Origin of the sequence: Nocardioides sp., from assembly GCF_047606145.1 — a bacterium.
Taxonomy (GTDB): Bacteria; Actinomycetota; Actinomycetes; order Propionibacteriales; family Nocardioidaceae; genus Nocardioides.
The window spans coordinates 18,977-37,049 of the sequence record NZ_JASGET010000070.1; the positions used below are offsets into that span (position 1 = coordinate 18,977).

Here is an 18,073-nt window from a genome sequence, read left to right on the forward strand (position 1 = left end):
GGTGAAACTGCCACTTCCTGCGGGTTGTAACCCGCAGGAAGTGGCAGTTTCACGCAGGAAGTAGAGCCCGACCCACCCGAATCGCCGGCCCCGGGCGTCGAGCAGTGGCGCCCGTACGGCGATCCGCCGGGGGTCGCGGGCGCTCAAGTCGAGCGCCAGGTCACCCTCCCGGCTCTGATCGTCATCCGGACACTGGCGAGATCCGTGACCGTCTCCAGCCGGTCCAACAGCACCAGATCCGCCACGCCGCCTTCGGCGACCTCCCCGGTCGCCGGACCGAATCGACTGCCGAACGCTCGCGCCGGAGCAGTGGTGAGCATCGTCAGCACGTCGACGACACCGAGGCCGCACTCGGCCAGCGCCTCCAACTCTCCGGTCATGTCGGTGTCGGGCAGATAGCCGACATCGGTCCCGAACAGCAACCGCCCGCCGTGGTCGCGAAAGAGCCGGAGCGAGGAGTGGATGGGGTCGAGGTAGGCCCGGTCGCGGGTGACGGTCTGGGCGAACATGTCGAGGGTCGGGGTCATCCAAATCCCGCGGGTGGCCGCCTCGCGCAACAAGCCGTGCGTGCCCTGCGTCTCGTCGGGCACGTGGGCGAGCACGTCCACCCCGGCGTCGAGCGCCACCAGCGTTCCGGCACGGTCGGAGGGGTGCGCGAAGACCGGCATGCCGAAGGCGCGCGACCGCTGGGCCGCCGCGAACGCGACCATACGGCTCATCGGCTTGACCGTGTCCGGGGCGACGTACGAGCCGGTGAACAGCTTCGTCACCTCCGCGCCCAGGCGACGGTTGGCCGCCACCGCCAGCCTCGCCGCGGCCCTGGTCCGAGGCTGCGGCGTGATTGCCCGGCCGAGGCGACCCATCTCGTCGCGGGAGTAGAACGGCAGCCCACGCGGTGGATACAGGCCGAGTCCTGCCATCGCGATCTCGGGCCCGCGCAGCTCGCCGGTGCCGATCCGGCGCCGTACCTCCCGGGTGTCGAACGGGTTCGAGCCGAGGTCGACCAGGCCGGTGAACCCGCGGCGGTTGGCAAGGTCATCGAGCGCATCCTGCAGCCGCTCGACGGGCGCCGTGACGGCGCCTCGCCATCCCGGCTGGGTCAGGTGCACGTGGCAGTTCCAGAACCCGGCCACCAGCGTGCCGCCGGCGGCATCGACCATCCGCCCGTCCGGGACCTCACCCGCACGGGCGGCGGCCTCGGCCGCCTCGCCGATCGCGGCGATCGCGCCGTGGACGACGAACAGCGATGTCCGCGGTCGCGGCTCGGCACCGGGCGCCGCGACAAGGGTGGCATCGCGGATGAGCAGTGGCTGGCCGCCCTCGATCGCCCTCCGCGTCATCAGCCCCGTCAGCCCCGTCAGCCCTGTCAGCCCTGTCAGCCCTGGTCGGCGCCGACCCGGTCGAGTACGTCGGCCTTGAGCCGCCGCAGCTGGTCGTGTCGTTGCGCCGGGTCGGCGGCCAACAGCCAGTCCGGTACGACGAACTCCTCGAACCCGGCCTCGGCGAACCTGCCGAGCTCGTCGATCAGCCGCTCGGCCGAGCCGGACAGGGTGCGCCCGGGTCCGCCCGGCGAGGTGCCGTCGAGGTCGAGGAAGGCGTTGACCGAGCGGCGCATCGTCCCCGGGTCGCGGCCGACTCGCTCGCAGGCCTCGAGGAGCCGGCCGCGCTTGGTCAGCGCGGTCGCCAGGTCACCCCACGTGTTCCACTCATCGAGGTGGCGGGCGGTGATCCGCAACATCCGTGGGCCCGCCGTACCGGCCAACAGCGGCAGCCGGGCCTGCACCGGCTTCGGGTCGCAGGGCGCGTCGGTGATCCGGTAGACGCTCCCGGCGTACGACGTCCGGTCCTCGGTGAGAAGCGACCGGATGATCTGGACCGCCTCCTCGAACCGGCTCACCCGAGCGCCGGGCGCCTCCAGTTCGATGCCGTAGGCGGCGTGCTCGTTGACCTGCCAGCCGGCGCCGAGGCCGAGCACCAGCCGGCCGCCGCAGAGCTGGTCCAGGCTCGCGGCGCGATTGGCCAGCAGCGCGGGGTGGTGCACCGAGGTCGGCGAGACCAGGGGGCCGATCCGTACCCGCTCGGTCACCGTCGCGATCGCCGGCAGCAGCGTCCAGCACTCCTGCATCGGGCCGTCGGCCACGCGGCCGTCCGCGGTGTTGGGCATGTAGTGGTCGGCGAGCCATACGCCGTACCAGCCGTCGGTGTCGGCGAGCCGGGCGGCGCCGAGGATCTGGTCGACCGCTCGACCGGCGTGCGGCCACAGCGAGAACTTCACTCCGGCGACCCTACCGAGCCCGACTCAGCCCTCGAGTCGGGCCAGCTCCTCCTCGATCACCGTGACGTCCAGCTTGCGGAAGACCGGGGTCGGCTTGCCGACCGGTGTGCCGGGCACGATCGGCGTGCGCTCCCACCCCGGCGCGCCCGTGTAGTCACCGGTGATGATGGGATAGCCCGGTCCGCCGTCGAGGTCACCGACCTCGTCGATGCGCGGCATCGGCGCCACCTCGCCCTTGCCGCCGAGCACCAGGTCGATCTGGTTGGCGGAGAACGGCAGGAACGGGGCCAGGATCAGGTTGAGGTCGGTCACGCACTGTGCCATCACGTGCAGCACGGTGCCGAGTCGCTCCCGGGCCTCCGGATCCTTCGCCAACTTCCACGGCTCGGTCTCCGAGACGTATCGGTTGACCTCGCCGACCGCGCGCATCGCCTCGCCGATCGCCTGCTTCTGCCGGTGCCGGCCGATCAGGTCGCCGACGGTGCCGAAGGTCGACTCGACGAGCTCGAGGACGACCCGGTCGGCCTCGGCGAGCTCACCAGCGGCGGGAAGCTCGCCGAAGTTCTTCGCGATCAGGGTGGCGGTCCGGTTGACCAGGTTGCCCCAGGCCGCGACGAGCTCGTCGTTGGTACGCCGGACGAACTCCGCCCAGGTGAAGTCGGCGTCGTTGGTCTCCGGGCCGGCCGCCGCGACGAAGTAGCGGAACGCGTCGGGCTGGTAGCGGCTGAGCAGGTCGCGGACGTAGATGACGATCTTGCGCGAGGAGGAGAACTTCTTGCCCTCCATGGTCAGGAACTCGCTCGAGACCACCTCGGTCGGCAGGTTCAGCTCGCCGTAGGCGTGCGGCGTGCCGCCCTTGCTGCCCTTGCCGTTGTAGGCCAGCAGCTCGGCCGGCCAGATCTGGGAGTGGAAGGTGATGTTGTCCTTGCCCATGAAGTAGTACGACAGGGCCTCCGGGTCGTTCCACCAGGCACGCCACGCGTCCGGGTCGCCGCCCTCGGCGGCGGAGCGTCGAGCCCACTCGATCGAGGCCGACAGATAGCCGATGACCGCGTCGAACCAGACGTAGAGCTTCTTGGTCGGGTTCTCTCGCCAGCCGTCGAGGGGTACGGCGATGCCCCAGTCGATGTCGCGGGTCATCGCCCTCGGCTGGATCTCGGCGAGGATGTTCTGGCTGAACCTGATCACGTTCGGCCGCCACAGCCCGGTCGCCTCGCGCTCGTCGAGCCACGCCCCCAACGCCTCCGCCAGGGCGGGCAGGTCGAGGAAGAAGTGCTGGGTCTCGATGAACTCCGGGGTCTCGCCGTTGATCTTCGAGCGCGGGTCGATCAGGTCCTGCGGATCGAGCTGGTTGCCGCAGTTGTCGCACTGGTCGCCGCGGGCGCCGTCGTACCCGCAGATCGGGCAGGTGCCCTCGATGTAGCGGTCCGGCAGGGTGCGGCCGGTCGAGGGCGAGATGGCGCCGTACGTCGTCCGCTCGACGAAGTAGCCGTTCTCGTAGACGCCGGCGAACAGCTCTTGGACGACGGCGTGGTGGTTACGAGTCGTGGTACGGGTGTAGAGGTCGTAGCTGCAGCCGAGACCGACCAGGTCCTCCACGATCAGCCGGTGGTTGCGATCGACCAGCTCCTGTGGGCTCAGCCCGGCCTCGTCGGCGGCGATCAGGATGGGGGTGCCATGCTCGTCCGAGCCGGAGACCATCAGGACGTCGTGTCCCGCCATCCGCATGTACCGACTGAAGACGTCGGAGGGCACGCCGAAACCGGCCACGTGGCCGATGTGACGCGGACCGTTGGCGTACGGCCAGGCGACGGCGGACAGGACGTGGCGCCGGTCGGTGGAGGGGACATGACTCATGCGCCGAAGTCTACGGAGCGCGGGCGCCCCGCACCCAGTCGGTCACCCGGCCCGGACGGCGGCTCAGGACGGGTTGTAGGCGTTCATCCGACGCTTGGTGCGCCGCCGGATCACCGGCAGCATGGCGTAGAGCTTGGCGCCCGGGCACTCGGTGTCGTTGGTGTCGCGGTGGCCGTCGATGACCGGCAGCGTCACCACCCGGCCGGCGGGGTACTTGTCGCTCCCCTCCGACTTGACCTTGATCTTCCCGGTGGGGTTGCGCTTGTAGAAGTCGAGCTTCCAGGCCGAGAGCCGGACCAGCTTGGTGATCACCTTGTGCGGTGGTTCGTGACTCTGGAAGTTGCCGATCACCGCGATCCCCATCGAGACGTGGTTGAAGCCCAGGGTGTGCGCGCCACGGACCAGCTTGCGCGGCCCACCGGAGCGGCCGACCCAGGAGTAGCCGAACTTGTCGACCAGGAAGTTGTAGCCGATGTCGAACCAGCCCAGGCTCTGGGTGTGGTAGCGATAGATGCCGCGGATGATGCCCGGCACGTCGCCACGGGAGTAGTCGTTGCTGCTCGCGGTGTGATGGATGTGGACCTGCTTGAGGGTGCGGCAGTACCGCGGGGAGCCGTTGAGCAGCTTCGGGTCCGCACCCCACTTCTTGCGGCTCATCAGCACCGGACGAGGCGCCCGGGTCCAGACCCGCCCACTGGGGCGGGCCAACGCGTTCCCCGCGATCGCGCGCGGCACGCTGACCCGCTGCGGCGGCCCGGTGTTGATCAGGGACATGGTGAGTCCGGTCAGCCGGGAGCCGATCGCCTCGACCTGGATACCGGTCGAGCGGCCGACCCAGACCGGCTGGGTGCCGTGCTTGCCGGCACCCTCGCCGCCGTCGGGCAGATCGTGCTGCAGCGGCAGCGCCTGCCAGCCGCTCCAGCCGCCGGCACGGCGTACTCGTACCCGGAACCGGGGCGCGCCGGAGAGCTCGCCGTGCCAGGTGACGCCGACCATGGAGAAGGTGGTCGTCGAGATGGTCGCGGTACGCCGACCGCCACTGACCTGCTCGGTCAGCCGTGCCGTCAGCGGGACGTCGAGCGAGGCGATGCCGTCGGTCAGCGCCGGCAACCGCAGCACCGTGCCGCCGGCGGCCGACGCGGGCGAGGAGGCAACGCCTCGACCGGCCGTGGCCACCAGGGCGGCACCCATGGCCAGCACGGAACGACGGCGAGCCGAGGCGGGGAAGGTTCTCGATCGCATGACCTCGATCATCCGATACCGACCCCACCTGATCGGTGGATTACGCCTGCTCGGCGCGTCGCAGACCGGCCGCCCGCGCGTTCGTCAAGGTATGCAGCCGAATGCGCACTTCCCCCGCGGAATTCCGCGGGGGAAGTGCGCATTCATCGACGTACCTTGACGAACGCCCCAGGCGCCTTGACGAACGCCCCAGGCACAGATCAGGACACGTTCAGTGCCTTGAACTTCGCCAGCGTCGCCGTCCGCGCCACTCCGGAGGAATGGAAGACTCCGGCGTCCTGGCTGGCAGCGGCGGCCGCCGAGGTCAGGGTCGCCGTCCCGACGGTGGTCCAGGTGGAGCCGCCGTCGGTCGAGTACGACCCGGTGTAGTCGGTGCCGGAGCGGACCAGCCGCAGCTTGATCGCGGTGCTCGACGAGAGCGAGCCGCGAACGCTGGCGGAGGTGTTGTAGCTGGTGCCGCCGTCGTCGGCGGAGACCAGCGCGACCGAAAGGCTGTCCCCGAACCGCGCCTTGGAGATCACCAGCGCCGCACCGACCGGACCCGAACCGCTCATGTGGTTGCGCACCATGAGGCCGCTCTGGTCGCCGCTCCCCCAGGTGCCGGGCTTGACCACCGCGGTGAGGGTGGACCCGTCACCGAAGGCCCCGGAGCGATAGATCGCGCCGTACGCGTCCGAGGCACTGGTGGTGCCGAAGGCGCTGGACGAGGCCACCGAGACGCCGGCACCGCCGGCGGCGATGCCCAGGGTCCCGGAGCGCTGTCCGGTGACGGTCGTGCCAGCGGCGTTGTCCGCGCTGGCCAGCGGCGCACTGACCTTGGTGGACAGCCACGTGTTCCAGGTCGACTTCTGGGTGTGGGTTCGCCCAGCACTGCGATAGCTGGTCCGCGCGATGGCCGTGGTCGACGTCAGCGGCGCCGTCGCCGTCGCCGCCCGGACCGTGAAGCGGGTGAGCTTCCCGTGACGCCGGGTGTCGGTGACCTTCCAGCCGGTGGGCAGGCTCAGCGTGGTCCGCACGTGGGAGACCGCCGTGGGCCCGTCGTTGCGCAGCTTGACCCGGACGGTCAGCTGGTGGTGCGAGACGACCGAGCCCGGAGCGGTGACCGTGACGTCGGTGTGGGTGGCCGCGCCGCCTCCGGCGGAGACCCGGTACATCGCGACTCCGTGAGCCGGCACCCAGCTGGCGATCCGGCCCGAGGAGGTGGTGGTCTTTCCGGTCCACAGGTCGTCCAGCGACATCTTGCCGCCCGAGACGCCCACCGCCTTCTTGGTGGTGGAGATGTTGCGCGCCGTACCGCTCTTGTTGAACAGCAGTACCGCCACGTCGCCGTTCGCCAGCGGCTTGCGCATCACCATGATGTTGCCGTTCTCGGTCACCACGGTGCCCTGGACGCCCTTGGAGTCCTGGTCCACGGCGATGACGTCGGTGTTGCCCAGAATGGCCAGATCGGCCTTGGAGATGCTGCGCAGGTCACTGCCGATCAGCAGTGGTGCGGCCATCATCGACCACAGCGAGAAGTGGCTGCGGTATTCGGTGGTGGTCATCCCGCCGTTCCCGACCTCGAGCATGTCCGGGTCGTTCCAGGAGCCGGGGCCGGCGTAGGAGGCGAGCTCGGAGTTCTGCTCGGCGATGCTCAACATCGAGCCGTAGCTGTCGCTGATGTCGCCGGTGGTGCGCCAGAGCTGGCCGCCCGCCTCGGTGCCCCACGTCCACGGCTCGTAGTTGCCCCATTCGCAGATGCTGTAGACGATGTCGCGCCCGGTGTCGGCCAGCGCGTCACCCATCACCTGGTAGCGGGCCTCGTACTCCTCCGCGGTGTCGTCGGAGCTCGGCGAGCCGCAGTTGTCGTACTTGAGGTAGTCGACGCCCCAGTCGGCGAACGTCTGGGCGTCGAGCTCCTCGTGCCCCAGACTGCCCGGATAGCCCTGGCAGGTGGTCTCGCCGGCGCTCTCGTAGATGCCCAGCTTGAGACCCAGGCTGTGCACGTAGTCGGCCACCGCCGAGATGCCGTCGGGGAACTTGTCCGGGTCGGGCACCAGCTCACCGGTGTCGGCGTCGCGCTCGGAGGTCATCCAGCAGTCGTCGATGTTCACATAGTCGTAGCCGGCGTCCTGGAGCCCGAGGTCGACGATCTCGTCGGCGGTCTGCTCGACCAGCTCGGCGCTGACGTCGCAGCCGAAGGAGTTCCAGTCGTTCCAGCCCATCGGCGGAGTCTGGGCCAGGGTCGTCGACGCCGTCGACGACGCCGTGGCCGTCGAGTCGGCGGCCTGGGCCGGGACGAGACCGGCCAACGTGGTGCCGGTGGCGGCCAGGAGTACGGCGCCGGCGACGGCGCTACGCCGCAAGGTCGATCGACGCGCCCTCATCGGCCCGCTCCCCTGCTCGGCGTGACGGTGAGCAACACCGAGCCGTGGGCCGGCACGGTGGCCGAGTAGGAGGTGGCCCTCCCCAGGTTCTGGTGCTGCCACAGGTCACGGATCCGTGCACTGCCCTTGACGCCGAGGTCGTCGGAGAAGTCGGTGCTCACCGTGGCCGCGTCGTCGGAGAGGTTGAACAAGGCCACCACATAGTGGTCGCCCACCTTGGCCGTCCACACCTGCTGGTCGGTGGAGGTGTCCACCGGTGCCGCCGGGACTCCCGCCTGATCGACGGCGAGGACCTCGTCGTTGGTGAGCAGCTTCAGACCCTCGGCGTCGAGCTGGGTCAGGTCGTCTCCGCTGTAGAGCGGAGCCGCCTCGATGGCCCACAACGTGGTGGTGGTCTGTCGCTCGTCGTCGCTGAGCCCGTCCATGTCGCCGTTGCCGACATCGAGGGAGTCGAGGTTGTTCCAGCCCTTGCCGTGGCCGGCGTCATCGATCCAGTCCAGGACGTCGGTGAAACGTCCCTTCACCGAGTTCCACCTGGTCAGGGTGCTGCAGTAGCACTCCACGTCCCAGTCGATGCGCCAGGAGTCGGCGAGCTTCTGCCAGTCGCTGACGTAGTCGTGGTCGAGCGCCCAGGACAGCTGGATCTTCACGTCCCGGCCGGTCTTCTTGAACGCCTTGTTCCATCCCGCCAGCTCGGCCCGGTTGTCGTACTGTCCGGCGACGGTCTCGGAGTCGGCGCTGCGTCCCGAGCCGTAGCCCACACCATCGATCTTGAGGAAGTCGACCCCCCATCCGGCCATCTCGTCGGCGATCGAGTCGACCCACTGCTGTGCGCACGGCTTGTCGAAGTCGAGGGCGTAGGAGGAGTCCCAGCCGTTGGTGGTGCGCAGGTCGTCGTAGACCGCGTCATGGGTGGTGCAGCCGGTGCGGCTGCCGGCGATCGGGAAGTCGCCGTTGTCGTAGGCGCCCTTCTCCATTCCCGCGGGCACGTAGAGCCCCAGCTTCAGCCCCTTGCGATGGACGTAGCGGGCGAGCCAGGCGATGCCGTGCGGGAACCGGTCCTTGTCGACGGCATAGCGACCGTGGCTGTCGTACTCGGGGGTCCAGTCCCACTCGCGCCACCAGCCGGCGTCGACGTTGATGTAGGTGTAGCCGTGCTTCTTGAGCTTGCTGGCCATCACGTCGACCTGCTTGAGGACGTTGTCCTCGGTCAGCCAGCTGTAGTCGCCGTCCGGGTTGAGCGTGGTGTCGCGGGCCGCCTGCAGGCTCCAGCTGCTCCAGCCCAGGTACGGCGCGTCGGCGCTGCCCTGATGCTTGCCTGAGGTCGCCTTGGCGGCCGTCGAGACGGCGGTCGCGTGGGCAGCCGTGTGGGTGGTCGCCGCATGCGCGGCGGCCGGGGTCGCCTGGGCGCTGGCAGGCATGAAGCTTGCCGCCAGTGCCCCGGAGAGGAGAAGGCCGGCCATCGGGAAGCCGGCTAGAGTGCGTCGCATCGAGTCACCTCTGGTGTGTCGTGGATCACATTGCGGGATGCCGAACCAACCTAGAGGGATTTTTTTCCCGATGTCAACAAAATCTGTCGAACTCGCCCGAAATCGTCAACCGGATCGACCAGAAAGCCGCACAGACACCCGCGATCGAACAGGATGCCCCGGCTGCTGCCCGCCGCGAGGCTCGGAGACTCCGCGGGCGGGGAGCGCTGTCGCGAGCGTCGCAAGACGCAGGCGGCGACAACGCAGCCGCCGCGCGGACAGCACGGCGCTCCGCGGGCGATCGCCTGACGGCGGGGTCTCTCAGGAGGGCGCCGAGCCGGCGATCACCAGCCGGCCGACCCGCTCGCCGAGCACCTGCCGCGCCGCCGCCGGCATCCCGGAGTCGGTCACCAGGACGTCGATCTGGTCGAGGTCGGCGAACGAGCTCAGCCCGGTGGTCCCCCACTTGGTGTGGTCGGCGGTGACCACCACGCTGTGCGCACTGCGGATCAGCTCGCGATTGGTCTGCGCCTCGGCGAGGTTCGGCGTGGACAGGCCGCTGGACTCCTCCATGCCGTGACAGCCCAGGAAGAGCACGTCGAAGCGGAGCGAGCGCACCACCGTGTCGGCGATCGGACCGACGAGCGCGTCCGAGGGGGTCGGCGTACCGCCGATCAGGATCAGGGTCCGACTGCCCGCGGCCTGGTGCAGACTGGTGGCGACCCGCAGCGAGTTCGTGACCACGGTCAGCCCGGGGATGTCGACGAGATGCTTCGACAGCGCCCAGGTCGTGGTGCCTGCCGACAGCGCGACCGCCGATCCGGGCTGCACCAGCGCGGCCGCCTCGCGGGCGATCTGCTCCTTCTCCTCGTCCTCACGCATCGCCTTGGCGTCGAACCGCGGCTCCTCCGAGCTCGCCACGCCGATCGCGGTGGCGCCACCATGGACCTTGTCCAGCAGCCCCTGCCGGGCCAACGCGTCCAGGTCGCGCCGCACCGTCATGTCGGAGACGCCGAGTAGTTGCGTCAGGTCACTGACCCTGGCTCCGCCATGTGCGCGGACGTGTTCCAAGATCGCGGACTGTCGTTGGCGAGCGAGCACAAGGTCCTCCTGACGAGACTCCGCCGTGGGCTGAGGGGCCGGGTGGACTCAGCCAGCTCGTACGGAAGTCGAGCCACAATGTTCCATCTCGTTTGATTCTGCCGGATCGATCCACGCGCGCCACGCCGAGACTCCTTGACATGTGAGCGTGGTCACGTTTATATCTGCTTGATCCTGATGATTCAAGCGTTCGGCTTTGGTGCTCCCACGGGCACGACGGCCACGCACCACCGGCGAGGGAGCCACCGTGAGGCAACAAATCCGACCGCATGGCGGAATCTCCGGGCGCCGTCCAGCCATTTTTCTCCCGACGTCAATTAAATTGCCACTGTGACCTCCACCCACGACTCCGGCGGGCCCGACCGCGCCGTGCCGGCATGCCTCTCAGTCCAGGGACCGCCCACTGACCCGCTCGACCCACGACGTCAGGGCGACCACCGCCGCACCGCGTGCCCAGTCCTCGGTGCGCATGTCCCGTGGCACCACCTCGCAGCGGACCGCGTCGCCGTACGCCGCGCGCCGATAGGCCGCGTCCAGGGCGGTGGAGCCGACCCGGTGCTGGGCCAGGCTCTCGTCGGCCAGCACCAGCCATCGCGGCCCGATCAGGTTGGTGACCGCCGCGATGGCGGTGCCGACGGCCTCCCCGGCGCGTTCGAGCGCGGCCAGGGTCGCGACGTCCTCGGTGCCGGCCAGTGCGAGCACGTCGGCGATCGACTCGACCTCCGGATGGCTGCGGCGTACCGCCGCCAGGATGGCCGGGTCGGCGGCGACGGTCTCGACACAGCCCTGCGAGCCGCAGTAGCACTGCGGCCCGGTGGGCTCCACCCGCAGATGGCCGATCTCGCCGGCGACGCCGAAGGTCCCCTCCACCACCTGCCCGTTGACGCTGATGCCGGCGCCGATGCCCGTCCCCAGCGTCACCAGGACGAAGGAGTCCCCTCGTCGGCCGACGCCGGCGATCTGTTCCAGCAGGGTCAGCGCGCGCACGTCGTTCTCCACCACCGGAACGCAGCCGAGCCGCTCGGTGAGCAGGTCGGCGACGTCGACGCCGCGCCAGCCCAGGAACGGCGAGAAGTGCACCCGGCCGGTGATCGCGTCGACATCGCCGGAGAGCGAGATGGCGGTGCCGAGCGGCACTCGGGGCGCGGCCTCCTCGACCACCGCTCGGGCGGCGTCGACGACCGCGTCGAGGACCTCGCCGACCTCGGTGCTCGCCAGCCCGACCCGGGCCTCGGCCAGAGATTGGCCGGCCAGATCCACCAGGCAGGCGACCGCGTCCGTGGCCTCGACCTTGACCCCGACGAAGCAGGCCCGGTCGGCGACCAGCTGCAGCTGCTTGACCGGGCGTCCACGACCGCGCGGAGCGGCGGCCTGCTCGGCCAGATAGCCGGCGCCGATCAGCGGCCGCACCGCACGCGTGATCGCCGCGGAGGAGAGTCTGGTCACCTGCCCGAGGCGCTCCCTGGTCATCACCTGGCCCGGTTCGCCGAGCAGGGTCCGCAGCACCCGGGCCGCGGCCGGCGATCCGATCGGCAGGTCCTCCGCCAACTCTTCACTCATGTTCGGGATTCAACCAGGCGGGGGGATGTCGCGTGAGCGAGCGTCAGCGGGCGACCGATGATCTCAGGCCGCCGCGTCCGTATCGTCGCCCCTCCTCGACGGGTGCGGCGGCATGAGCGAGAAGACATTCCATCTGCGCAACGGCCGGGTCGGCGTGTTGTTCGCCCAGACCGGCGAGCAGCTGCCGGCGATCGTGCACTGGGGCGCGGACCTGGGCGCGCTCGACGCCGACGATCTCGGGGCCGCGACGGCGCTGGTCCGGCCCGGTCCCGCGCCGAGCTCGCCGGACGCCCGCACGCTGCCCTCGCTCAGTCCGGAGTACTCCCGCGGACACGCCGGTACGCCGGGCGTGGTGGTGAGCCGCACCGAGGCCGCCGGATCCTGGAGCCCGCAGTGGCGCACCGAGTCGGTCGTCTGCGACGGCACCGAGCTGCGGGTGCGAGCCAGCGACGAGGCCCTCGGGATCGACCTCGAGGCGAGATTCGTGCTGGAGCCGGGTGGCCTGCTGCGGGTGCGGCACGAGCTGCGCAACGCCGGGGACCGGCCGGTGGACGTGCGGTCGGTGACCGTGACCCTGCCGGTGGCCGGCGTCGCCGAGGAGCTGCTGGACCTCACCGGTCGCTGGGGTCGGGAACGGGCGCCCCAGCGCCGTCGGTTCGGACACGGCCGGTGGTCACGTCCGAGTCGACGGGGTCGGACCGGTCATGACGCCAGCATCGTGCTCGCCGCCGGCACGCCCGGCTTCGACTTCGCCACCGGTGAGGTGTGGGCGGTGCATCTGGCCTGGAGCGGTGATCACGACGTCTTCGCCGAGCGTGGGCCCGACCCGTACGCGCTGATCGGCGGGGCCGAGTTGCTGGGGCCCGCCGAGGTCGTCCTCGCCGCCGGGGAGAGCTATCGGACGCCGTGGCTGCTGGCGGCGTGGTCCGACGCCGGCCTGGACGGCATCTCGGCTCGCTTCCACGACTGGTTCCGAGGTCGGCCGGCGCACCCGACCAGCCCGCGTCCGGTGACGCTCAACACCTGGGAGGCGACGTACTACGACCACGACCGAGCGCGCCTGTCCCAGCTGGTGAAGACCGCCGCCGGCGTCGGGGTCGAACGATTCGTGCTCGACGACGGCTGGTTCCGGGGGCGCCGCGACGACGCGCACGGGCTCGGCGACTGGCAGGTGGACGCGGAGGTGTGGCCGGACGGGCTGGCCGACCTGATCGAGGAGGTCCACGACCACGGCATGGAGTTCGGCCTGTGGGTGGAGCCGGAGATGATCAGTCCCGACTCCGACCTGGCCCGCGCCCACCCGGACTGGGTGCTCGCCGACGGCGACCGGACTCCCCCGAGCTGGCGGCACCAGCAGGTGCTCGACCTGTCGAACCCGGACGCCTACGCCCACGTCCGCGACCAGCTGGTCGCGTTGGTCACCGAGTACGACATCGCCGCCCTGAAGTGGGACCACAACCGTGACCTGATCGACGCGGGACACGGTGGCCGGCCGGCGGTGCACCGACAGACGCTGGCGGCGTACCGGCTGATGGCGGAGGTACGGCGCGCCCGCCCCGGCCTCGAGATCGAGAGCTGTGCCTCCGGCGGCGCGCGGGTCGACGCGGGCGTCGCCGAGGTCACCGACCGGTTCTGGCCCAGCGACTGCAACGACCCGGTCGAGCGCGCCATGATCCAGCGCTGGACCAGCCTGCTGGTGCCGCCGGAGCTGCTCGGCAGCCACGTCGGCCCCGAGGTCTCCCACACCACCGGGCGGCACACCGGCCTGGACCTGCGGGCGGTGACGGCGCTGTTCGGCTCGATGGGGATCGAGTGGGACCTGACCGACCTCGCCCCCGACCAGCTGGAGCGGCTGGCCGCCTGGATCTCGGCGTACCGGAGCCACCGCGACCTGCTGCACTCCGGCCGGGTGTTCCGCACCGGGGGCGACGACCCCGGGCTGCTCGTCCACGGCGTCGTCGCGGCCGACCACGGCGAGGCCCTGGTGGCGCTGGTACCGCTGCGCACCACACCCGAGGTCACCACCCTGCCGCTGCGCATTCCGGGCCTGAGCGCCGAGCGGCGCTACCGGATCGACCGGGTGCTGGCCGCGGAGCCCGGCGGCCGGGTGCAGCCGTGGCCCTGGCCGGACGGCCTGGTGGCACCCGGATCGGTGCTGACCCGCTCGGGCGTGGTCATCCCCTGGGCGCTGCCACAGAGCGCCCACCTGATCCACCTGGTCGCCGTACCCGACGACCTCCCCGACGACTCGACTCCGCACGACCCACCGATGCCTGCACCCACGCAGGCGCCCAACCAAGGAGAGAACTCATGAACCACTCATCTCTGACCCGTCGCTCGGTCCTGCGCGTCGGGACCGGCGGGTTGTTGGCGCTCGGCGCCGGCAACCTGTTCACCGCCTGCGGTTCCGGTGGGGGCGGCAGCAGCTCCTCGACCAGCACCACCGTGGGGTCGAACTACTCCGACTCCGCGCCCAAGACCGCCTTCGCCGGCGTCATCAAGGCCTGGCAGAAGAAGTCGGGCGACACCGCGGACGTCAACACGGTCTCGCACAACGACTTCCAGGAGAACATCAACTCCTACCTGCAGGGCAACCCCGACCACGTGTTCACCTGGTTCTCCGGGTACCGGATGAAGTACTACGCCAAGCAGGGCCTGATCGCGCCGGTCGACGACGTCTGGGACAGCATCTCCGACAACTTCTCCACCTCGGTGGCCAAGGCCTCCACCGGCGACGACGGCAAGAAGTACCTCGTCCCGTGGGTCACCTACCCGTGGGCGGTCTTCTACCGCAAGGCGACGTTCAAGAAGTACGGATACGAGGTCCCCACCACCTGGGACCAGTACATCGCCCTGGCCAAGCAGATGAAGAGCGACGGACTGATCCCGATCGCCTTCGCCGACGCGGACGCCTGGCCGGCCCTGGGCACCTTCGACTACCTGAACATGCGGCTCAACGGCTACGACTTCCATGTCGAGCTGATGGCGCACGAGCAGAGCTGGGACCAGCAGAAGGTGAAGAACGTCTTCGACACCTGGAGCGAGGCCATGCCGTATCACCAGTCCGGCTCGCTCGGCCGCAAGTGGGAGGACGCGGCGAACGCCATCGGCAACCAGACCGCGGGGATGTACGTGATCGGCTCCGACCAGATCGTCGCCCAGGTGACCGGCGCGGCCGGTGACGACCTGGACTTCTTCCCGTTCCCGCAGCTGGCCGAGGAGAACGGGCAGGGAGCCGTGGAGGCGCCGATCGACGGCTTCATGCTCGCCAAGAGCGGTGCGGACGACAAGGTGGCCGTCAACCTGCTCGAGTACCTCGGCACCGGCGCCGCCCAGATGACCTACCTGGGCAGCAACACCGCCGACGTGGCCACCGCCAAGGACGCCGACACCTCCTCCTACACCACCATGCAGACCAAGGCGACCAAGTTCATCAACGACGCCAAGCAGCTCTCTCAGTTCCTCGACCGAGACAGCCTGCCCACCTTCGCCTCGAACGTGATGGAGCCCGCGATCCAGACCTTCATCAAGTCCGGTGAGTTCGACACAGCAGCGGTCGAGGCGCAGGCCAAGCAGCTCTTCGACTCCTGAGGCGGGAGATGAGTAACCATTCGACCGCCGCACCACGTCGTCGCCGCCGGCTGCGCAGCCTGACCCGACGCGACCGGGTGATCCTCACCATCATGGTCGCGATACCCACGCTGATCGAGCTGGTCCTGGTCTGGCTGCCGGCCCTGGCCTCGGTGGGGCTCTCGTTCACCAAGTGGAACGGGATCTGGCTCAGCGACATCAAGTGGACCGGGACCGCCAACTACGACTACGTGCTGCACACCTATACGCCGTTCTGGCCGGCGCTGCGGCACAACATCTATTGGCTGGTATCGCTCTCACTGGTCGCCACCCCGCTCGGACTCGCGCTGGCGGTGTTCCTGGACGGCAAGATCCGCGGCAGCCGGATCTACCAGAGCATCTTCTTCATGCCGGTGATGCTCTCCATGGCACTGGTCGGGATCATCTGGCAGTTGGTCTACGACCGGGACCAGGGGCTGATCAACGGGGTCCTGGGCACGGCCGGCCACGACGGCGCGATCGACTGGTTGGGCAACTCCTCGATCGCGCTGTGGAGCGCGATCGTGGCGGCGATCTGGAAGCACGCCGGCTACGTGATGATCCTCTATCTCGCCGGGCTCAAGGGGGTCGATCCCTCGTTGCGCGAGGCGGCCTCGCTGGACGGCGCCAATGGGTGGCAGACCTTCTGGCGGATCGTGTTCCCGACGATGCGACCGATCAACATCGTCATCGTGGTCATCACGCTGATCGAGAGCCTGCGTGCCTTCGACATCGTGTGGGTGCTCAACAAGGGTCAGAACGGCCTCGAGCTGCTCAGCGCGCTGATCGTGCGCAATCTCGTCGGGGAGGGTCAGGACATCGGGGTCGGCTCGGCGATCGCGGTGATCTTGATGGTGATCTCGCTGGTGCCGATCGTCTGGTACCTGGCCAGGGTCTTCGGGAAGGAGAAGGCATGACCGACAGCTCGCTCAGCATGACGCAGCCACGGCGCCGGGCGGCCTCGGGACGTCGTACGTCGGGCTCGAACCTCTGGACGCACGTGTTCCTGATCGTGCTGGCGGTGATCTGGCTGGTCCCGTTGCTGTGGACGCTCTACACCGCGTTGCGGCCGTACTCGGAGACCTCCAAGCACGGCTACTTCAGCTTCGACGGCCACCTGAGCCTGCACAACTTCACCGACGCGTGGAGCCAGGGCGGGTTCGCGACCTCGTTCAAGAACTCGGCGATGATCACCATCCCGGCGGTGATCATCACCGTGGTGTTGGCCTCGCTGGTCGCGTTCGCGGTCTCGCGGTTCAGCTGGCGGTTCAACATCACGCTGCTGATCCTGTACACCGCCGGGAACCTGCTGCCGCCCCAGGTGCTGGCCGCGCCGGTCTTCCAGCTCTTCAAGCACCTCTCGCTGCCGATGTCGATCAGCGACTCGGGGACGGGTCTGAACACCTACTACGCGGTGATCGCGATCAACGTCGCCTTCCAGCTGGGCTTCTGCACCTTCGTGCTGAGCAACTTCATGAAGACGCTGCCCACCGAGCTCGACGAGGCGGCACGGCTCGACGGTGCGGGGGTGTGGCGGCAGTACTGGCAGATCGTGTTGCCGTTGTGCCGGCCGGCGCTGGCGGCACTCGCCACGCTGGAGTTCATCTGGGTCTACAACGACTACTTCTGGGCGTTGCTGCTGATCCAGTCCGGTGACCGGCTGCCGGTGACGACCGCGATCAACAACCTGCAGGGCCAGTTCGTCTCCAACGACAACCTGATCGCCGCCGGCGCGACGATCACGGTGCTGCCCACCCTGATCATCTACGCGGTGCTGCAGCGACAGTTCGTCGCCGGGCTCTCGCTCGGGTCGACGAAGGGGTGAGCACCCGGTCTCGGCGTCGGTGCTGATCGAGGCCGCGTCCCCGACCTTCCGTGCGCGATTCTCGGCGCGTCACGGCGCACCAGGTCAGGGGACGCGGTCTCGTGGGATCCGGGCTCAGCTGAAGTCGAGCTCGGTCGTGCGGGCCCGCTTGAGCTCGTAGACGTAGGGGTAGGCGGTGACGGCGACGAAGCCGTCCCAGAGCCTGCCGGCCTCCTCGCCCTTGGGCGCCTTGGTGATCACCGGTCCGAAGAACGCCTGGCCCTCGAAGGCGATGGTCGGGGTGCCGACCTCGTTGCCGACCTGGTCCATACCGAGGTGGTGCGAGGTCTTGATCGCCTCGTCGTAGGAGTCGTCGTCCATCGCGTCGGCGAGCTCGGCCGGCAGCCCCACCTCGGCGAGCGCCGCCTCGATGGTCTCCCTGGTGAACTCCCGCTGCTCCACGTGTCGCCGGGTGCCCAGCGCGGTGTAGATCGCGGCCAGCTTCTCCTGGCCGAACTGTTGCTCCACCGCCGCGCAGACCCGCACCGGCTGCCAGGCGGTGGCCAGGAACCGGCGGTACTCGTCGGGGATCTCCTTGTCGGCGTTGAGGTAGGCCAGGCTCATGATGTGCCAGGTCACGGAGATGTCGCGGACCTTCTCCACCTCGAGGATCCAGCGTGAGGTGATCCACGCGAACGGGCAGGCCGGATCGAACCAGAAGTCAGCATTGTCGGTCATGGAACAAGTCAACCACCGGGCACCGACGATTGATTCCGTTGATTCCGTCGGC

At 69.5% G+C, this 18,073-nt stretch carries 13 protein-coding genes; 4 read left to right on the forward strand and 9 right to left on the reverse strand.

All coding sequences use genetic code 11. The annotated features are described in order from the left end of the window. Window positions 1-143: 143 nt before the first annotated feature. The 8 genes from QM638_RS08850 to QM638_RS08885 all read right to left on the reverse strand — a co-directional run bounded on the left by QM638_RS08850 (window position 144) and on the right by QM638_RS08885 (window position 11,870). Window positions 144-1,340: an amidohydrolase family protein gene (locus QM638_RS08850; RefSeq protein ID WP_415141594.1), complete on the reverse strand. Its 1,197-nt coding sequence runs from the start codon at window positions 1,338-1,340 to the stop codon at window positions 144-146. A gap of 35 nt (window positions 1,341-1,375) precedes the next feature. Next, window positions 1,376-2,275: an LLM class flavin-dependent oxidoreductase gene (locus QM638_RS08855; protein ID WP_415141595.1), complete on the reverse strand. Its 900-nt coding sequence runs from the start codon at window positions 2,273-2,275 to the stop codon at window positions 1,376-1,378. Between the two features lie 24 nt (window positions 2,276-2,299). Continuing rightward, window positions 2,300-4,132, reverse strand: coding sequence for a methionine--tRNA ligase (gene metG / locus QM638_RS08860; protein WP_415141596.1), 1,833 nt, complete (start codon window positions 4,130-4,132; stop codon window positions 2,300-2,302). A 63-nt stretch (window positions 4,133-4,195) separates the two neighbouring features. Further along, on the reverse strand, window positions 4,196-5,374 hold the full coding sequence (locus QM638_RS08865) for an N-acetylmuramoyl-L-alanine amidase (protein ID WP_415141597.1): 1,179 nt from the start codon (window positions 5,372-5,374) through the stop codon (window positions 4,196-4,198). Between the two features lie 200 nt (window positions 5,375-5,574). Further along, entirely contained in the window at window positions 5,575-7,740 is a 2,166-nt protein-coding gene (locus QM638_RS08870; protein ID WP_415141598.1) for a glycoside hydrolase family 27 protein, read from the reverse strand. Beyond that, window positions 7,737-9,230 carry a glycoside hydrolase family 27 protein gene (locus QM638_RS08875; RefSeq protein ID WP_415141599.1) on the reverse strand — a complete coding sequence of 498 codons (1,494 nt, stop codon included), beginning with the start codon at window positions 9,228-9,230 and terminating at the stop codon, window positions 7,737-7,739. The genes QM638_RS08870 and QM638_RS08875 overlap by 4 nt, the downstream gene beginning before the upstream one ends. Window positions 9,231-9,530: 300 nt before the next feature. After that, complete coding sequence (locus tag QM638_RS08880; RefSeq protein ID WP_415141600.1) at window positions 9,531-10,310, reverse strand: DeoR/GlpR family DNA-binding transcription regulator; 780 nt, start codon at window positions 10,308-10,310, stop codon at window positions 9,531-9,533. Between the two features lie 384 nt (window positions 10,311-10,694). Further along, complete coding sequence (locus QM638_RS08885; protein ID WP_415141601.1) at window positions 10,695-11,870, reverse strand: ROK family protein; 1,176 nt, start codon at window positions 11,868-11,870, stop codon at window positions 10,695-10,697. Between the two features lie 112 nt (window positions 11,871-11,982). Between QM638_RS08885 and QM638_RS08890 the strand changes: the two genes are divergently transcribed. From QM638_RS08890 to QM638_RS08905, 4 genes are read left to right on the forward strand one after another with little or no spacing between them, the layout of a single operon-like run. Next, entirely contained in the window at window positions 11,983-14,184 is a 2,202-nt protein-coding gene (locus tag QM638_RS08890; protein WP_415141602.1) for an alpha-galactosidase, read from the forward strand. Continuing rightward, window positions 14,181-15,461, forward strand: a complete 1,281-nt coding sequence (locus QM638_RS08895) for an ABC transporter substrate-binding protein (protein ID WP_415141603.1) — start codon at window positions 14,181-14,183, stop codon at window positions 15,459-15,461. The genes QM638_RS08890 and QM638_RS08895 overlap by 4 nt, the downstream gene beginning before the upstream one ends. A gap of 8 nt (window positions 15,462-15,469) precedes the next feature. Continuing rightward, window positions 15,470-16,396, forward strand: coding sequence for a carbohydrate ABC transporter permease (locus QM638_RS08900; protein WP_415141604.1), 927 nt, complete (start codon window positions 15,470-15,472; stop codon window positions 16,394-16,396). Continuing rightward, window positions 16,393-17,304, forward strand: coding sequence for a carbohydrate ABC transporter permease (locus QM638_RS08905; RefSeq protein WP_415141605.1), 912 nt, complete (start codon window positions 16,393-16,395; stop codon window positions 17,302-17,304). Before QM638_RS08900 ends, QM638_RS08905 begins: the two co-directional genes overlap by 4 nt. 114 nt (window positions 17,305-17,418) lie before the next feature. Here the strand turns inward: QM638_RS08905 and QM638_RS08910 are convergent, their stop codons facing one another. After that, window positions 17,419-18,021: a DsbA family protein gene (locus tag QM638_RS08910; RefSeq protein WP_415141606.1), complete on the reverse strand. Its 603-nt coding sequence runs from the start codon at window positions 18,019-18,021 to the stop codon at window positions 17,419-17,421. Between the last annotated feature and the right edge of the window lie 52 nt (window positions 18,022-18,073).

Excerpts from the sequence above, each read along its gene's own strand:
- QM638_RS08850 (WP_415141594.1), bottom strand. The coding sequence starts at position 1,340 with ATGACGCGGAGGGCGATCGAGGGCGGCCAGCCACTGCTCATCCGCGAT.
- metG (WP_415141596.1), bottom strand. The coding sequence starts at position 4,132 with ATGAGTCATGTCCCCTCCACCGACCGGCGCCACGTCCTGTCCGCCGTC.
- QM638_RS08865 (WP_415141597.1), bottom strand. The coding sequence starts at position 5,374 with ATGCGATCGAGAACCTTCCCCGCCTCGGCTCGCCGTCGTTCCGTGCTG.
- QM638_RS08870 (WP_415141598.1), bottom strand. The coding sequence starts at position 7,740 with ATGAGGGCGCGTCGATCGACCTTGCGGCGTAGCGCCGTCGCCGGCGCC.
- QM638_RS08875 (WP_415141599.1), bottom strand. The coding sequence starts at position 9,230 with ATGCGACGCACTCTAGCCGGCTTCCCGATGGCCGGCCTTCTCCTCTCC.
- QM638_RS08885 (WP_415141601.1), bottom strand. The coding sequence starts at position 11,870 with ATGAGTGAAGAGTTGGCGGAGGACCTGCCGATCGGATCGCCGGCCGCG.
- QM638_RS08890 (WP_415141602.1), top strand. The coding sequence starts at position 11,983 with ATGAGCGAGAAGACATTCCATCTGCGCAACGGCCGGGTCGGCGTGTTG.
- QM638_RS08895 (WP_415141603.1), top strand. The coding sequence starts at position 14,181 with ATGAACCACTCATCTCTGACCCGTCGCTCGGTCCTGCGCGTCGGGACC.
- QM638_RS08900 (WP_415141604.1), top strand. The coding sequence starts at position 15,470 with ATGAGTAACCATTCGACCGCCGCACCACGTCGTCGCCGCCGGCTGCGC.
- QM638_RS08905 (WP_415141605.1), top strand. The coding sequence starts at position 16,393 with ATGACCGACAGCTCGCTCAGCATGACGCAGCCACGGCGCCGGGCGGCC.
- QM638_RS08910 (WP_415141606.1), bottom strand. The coding sequence starts at position 18,021 with ATGACCGACAATGCTGACTTCTGGTTCGATCCGGCCTGCCCGTTCGCG.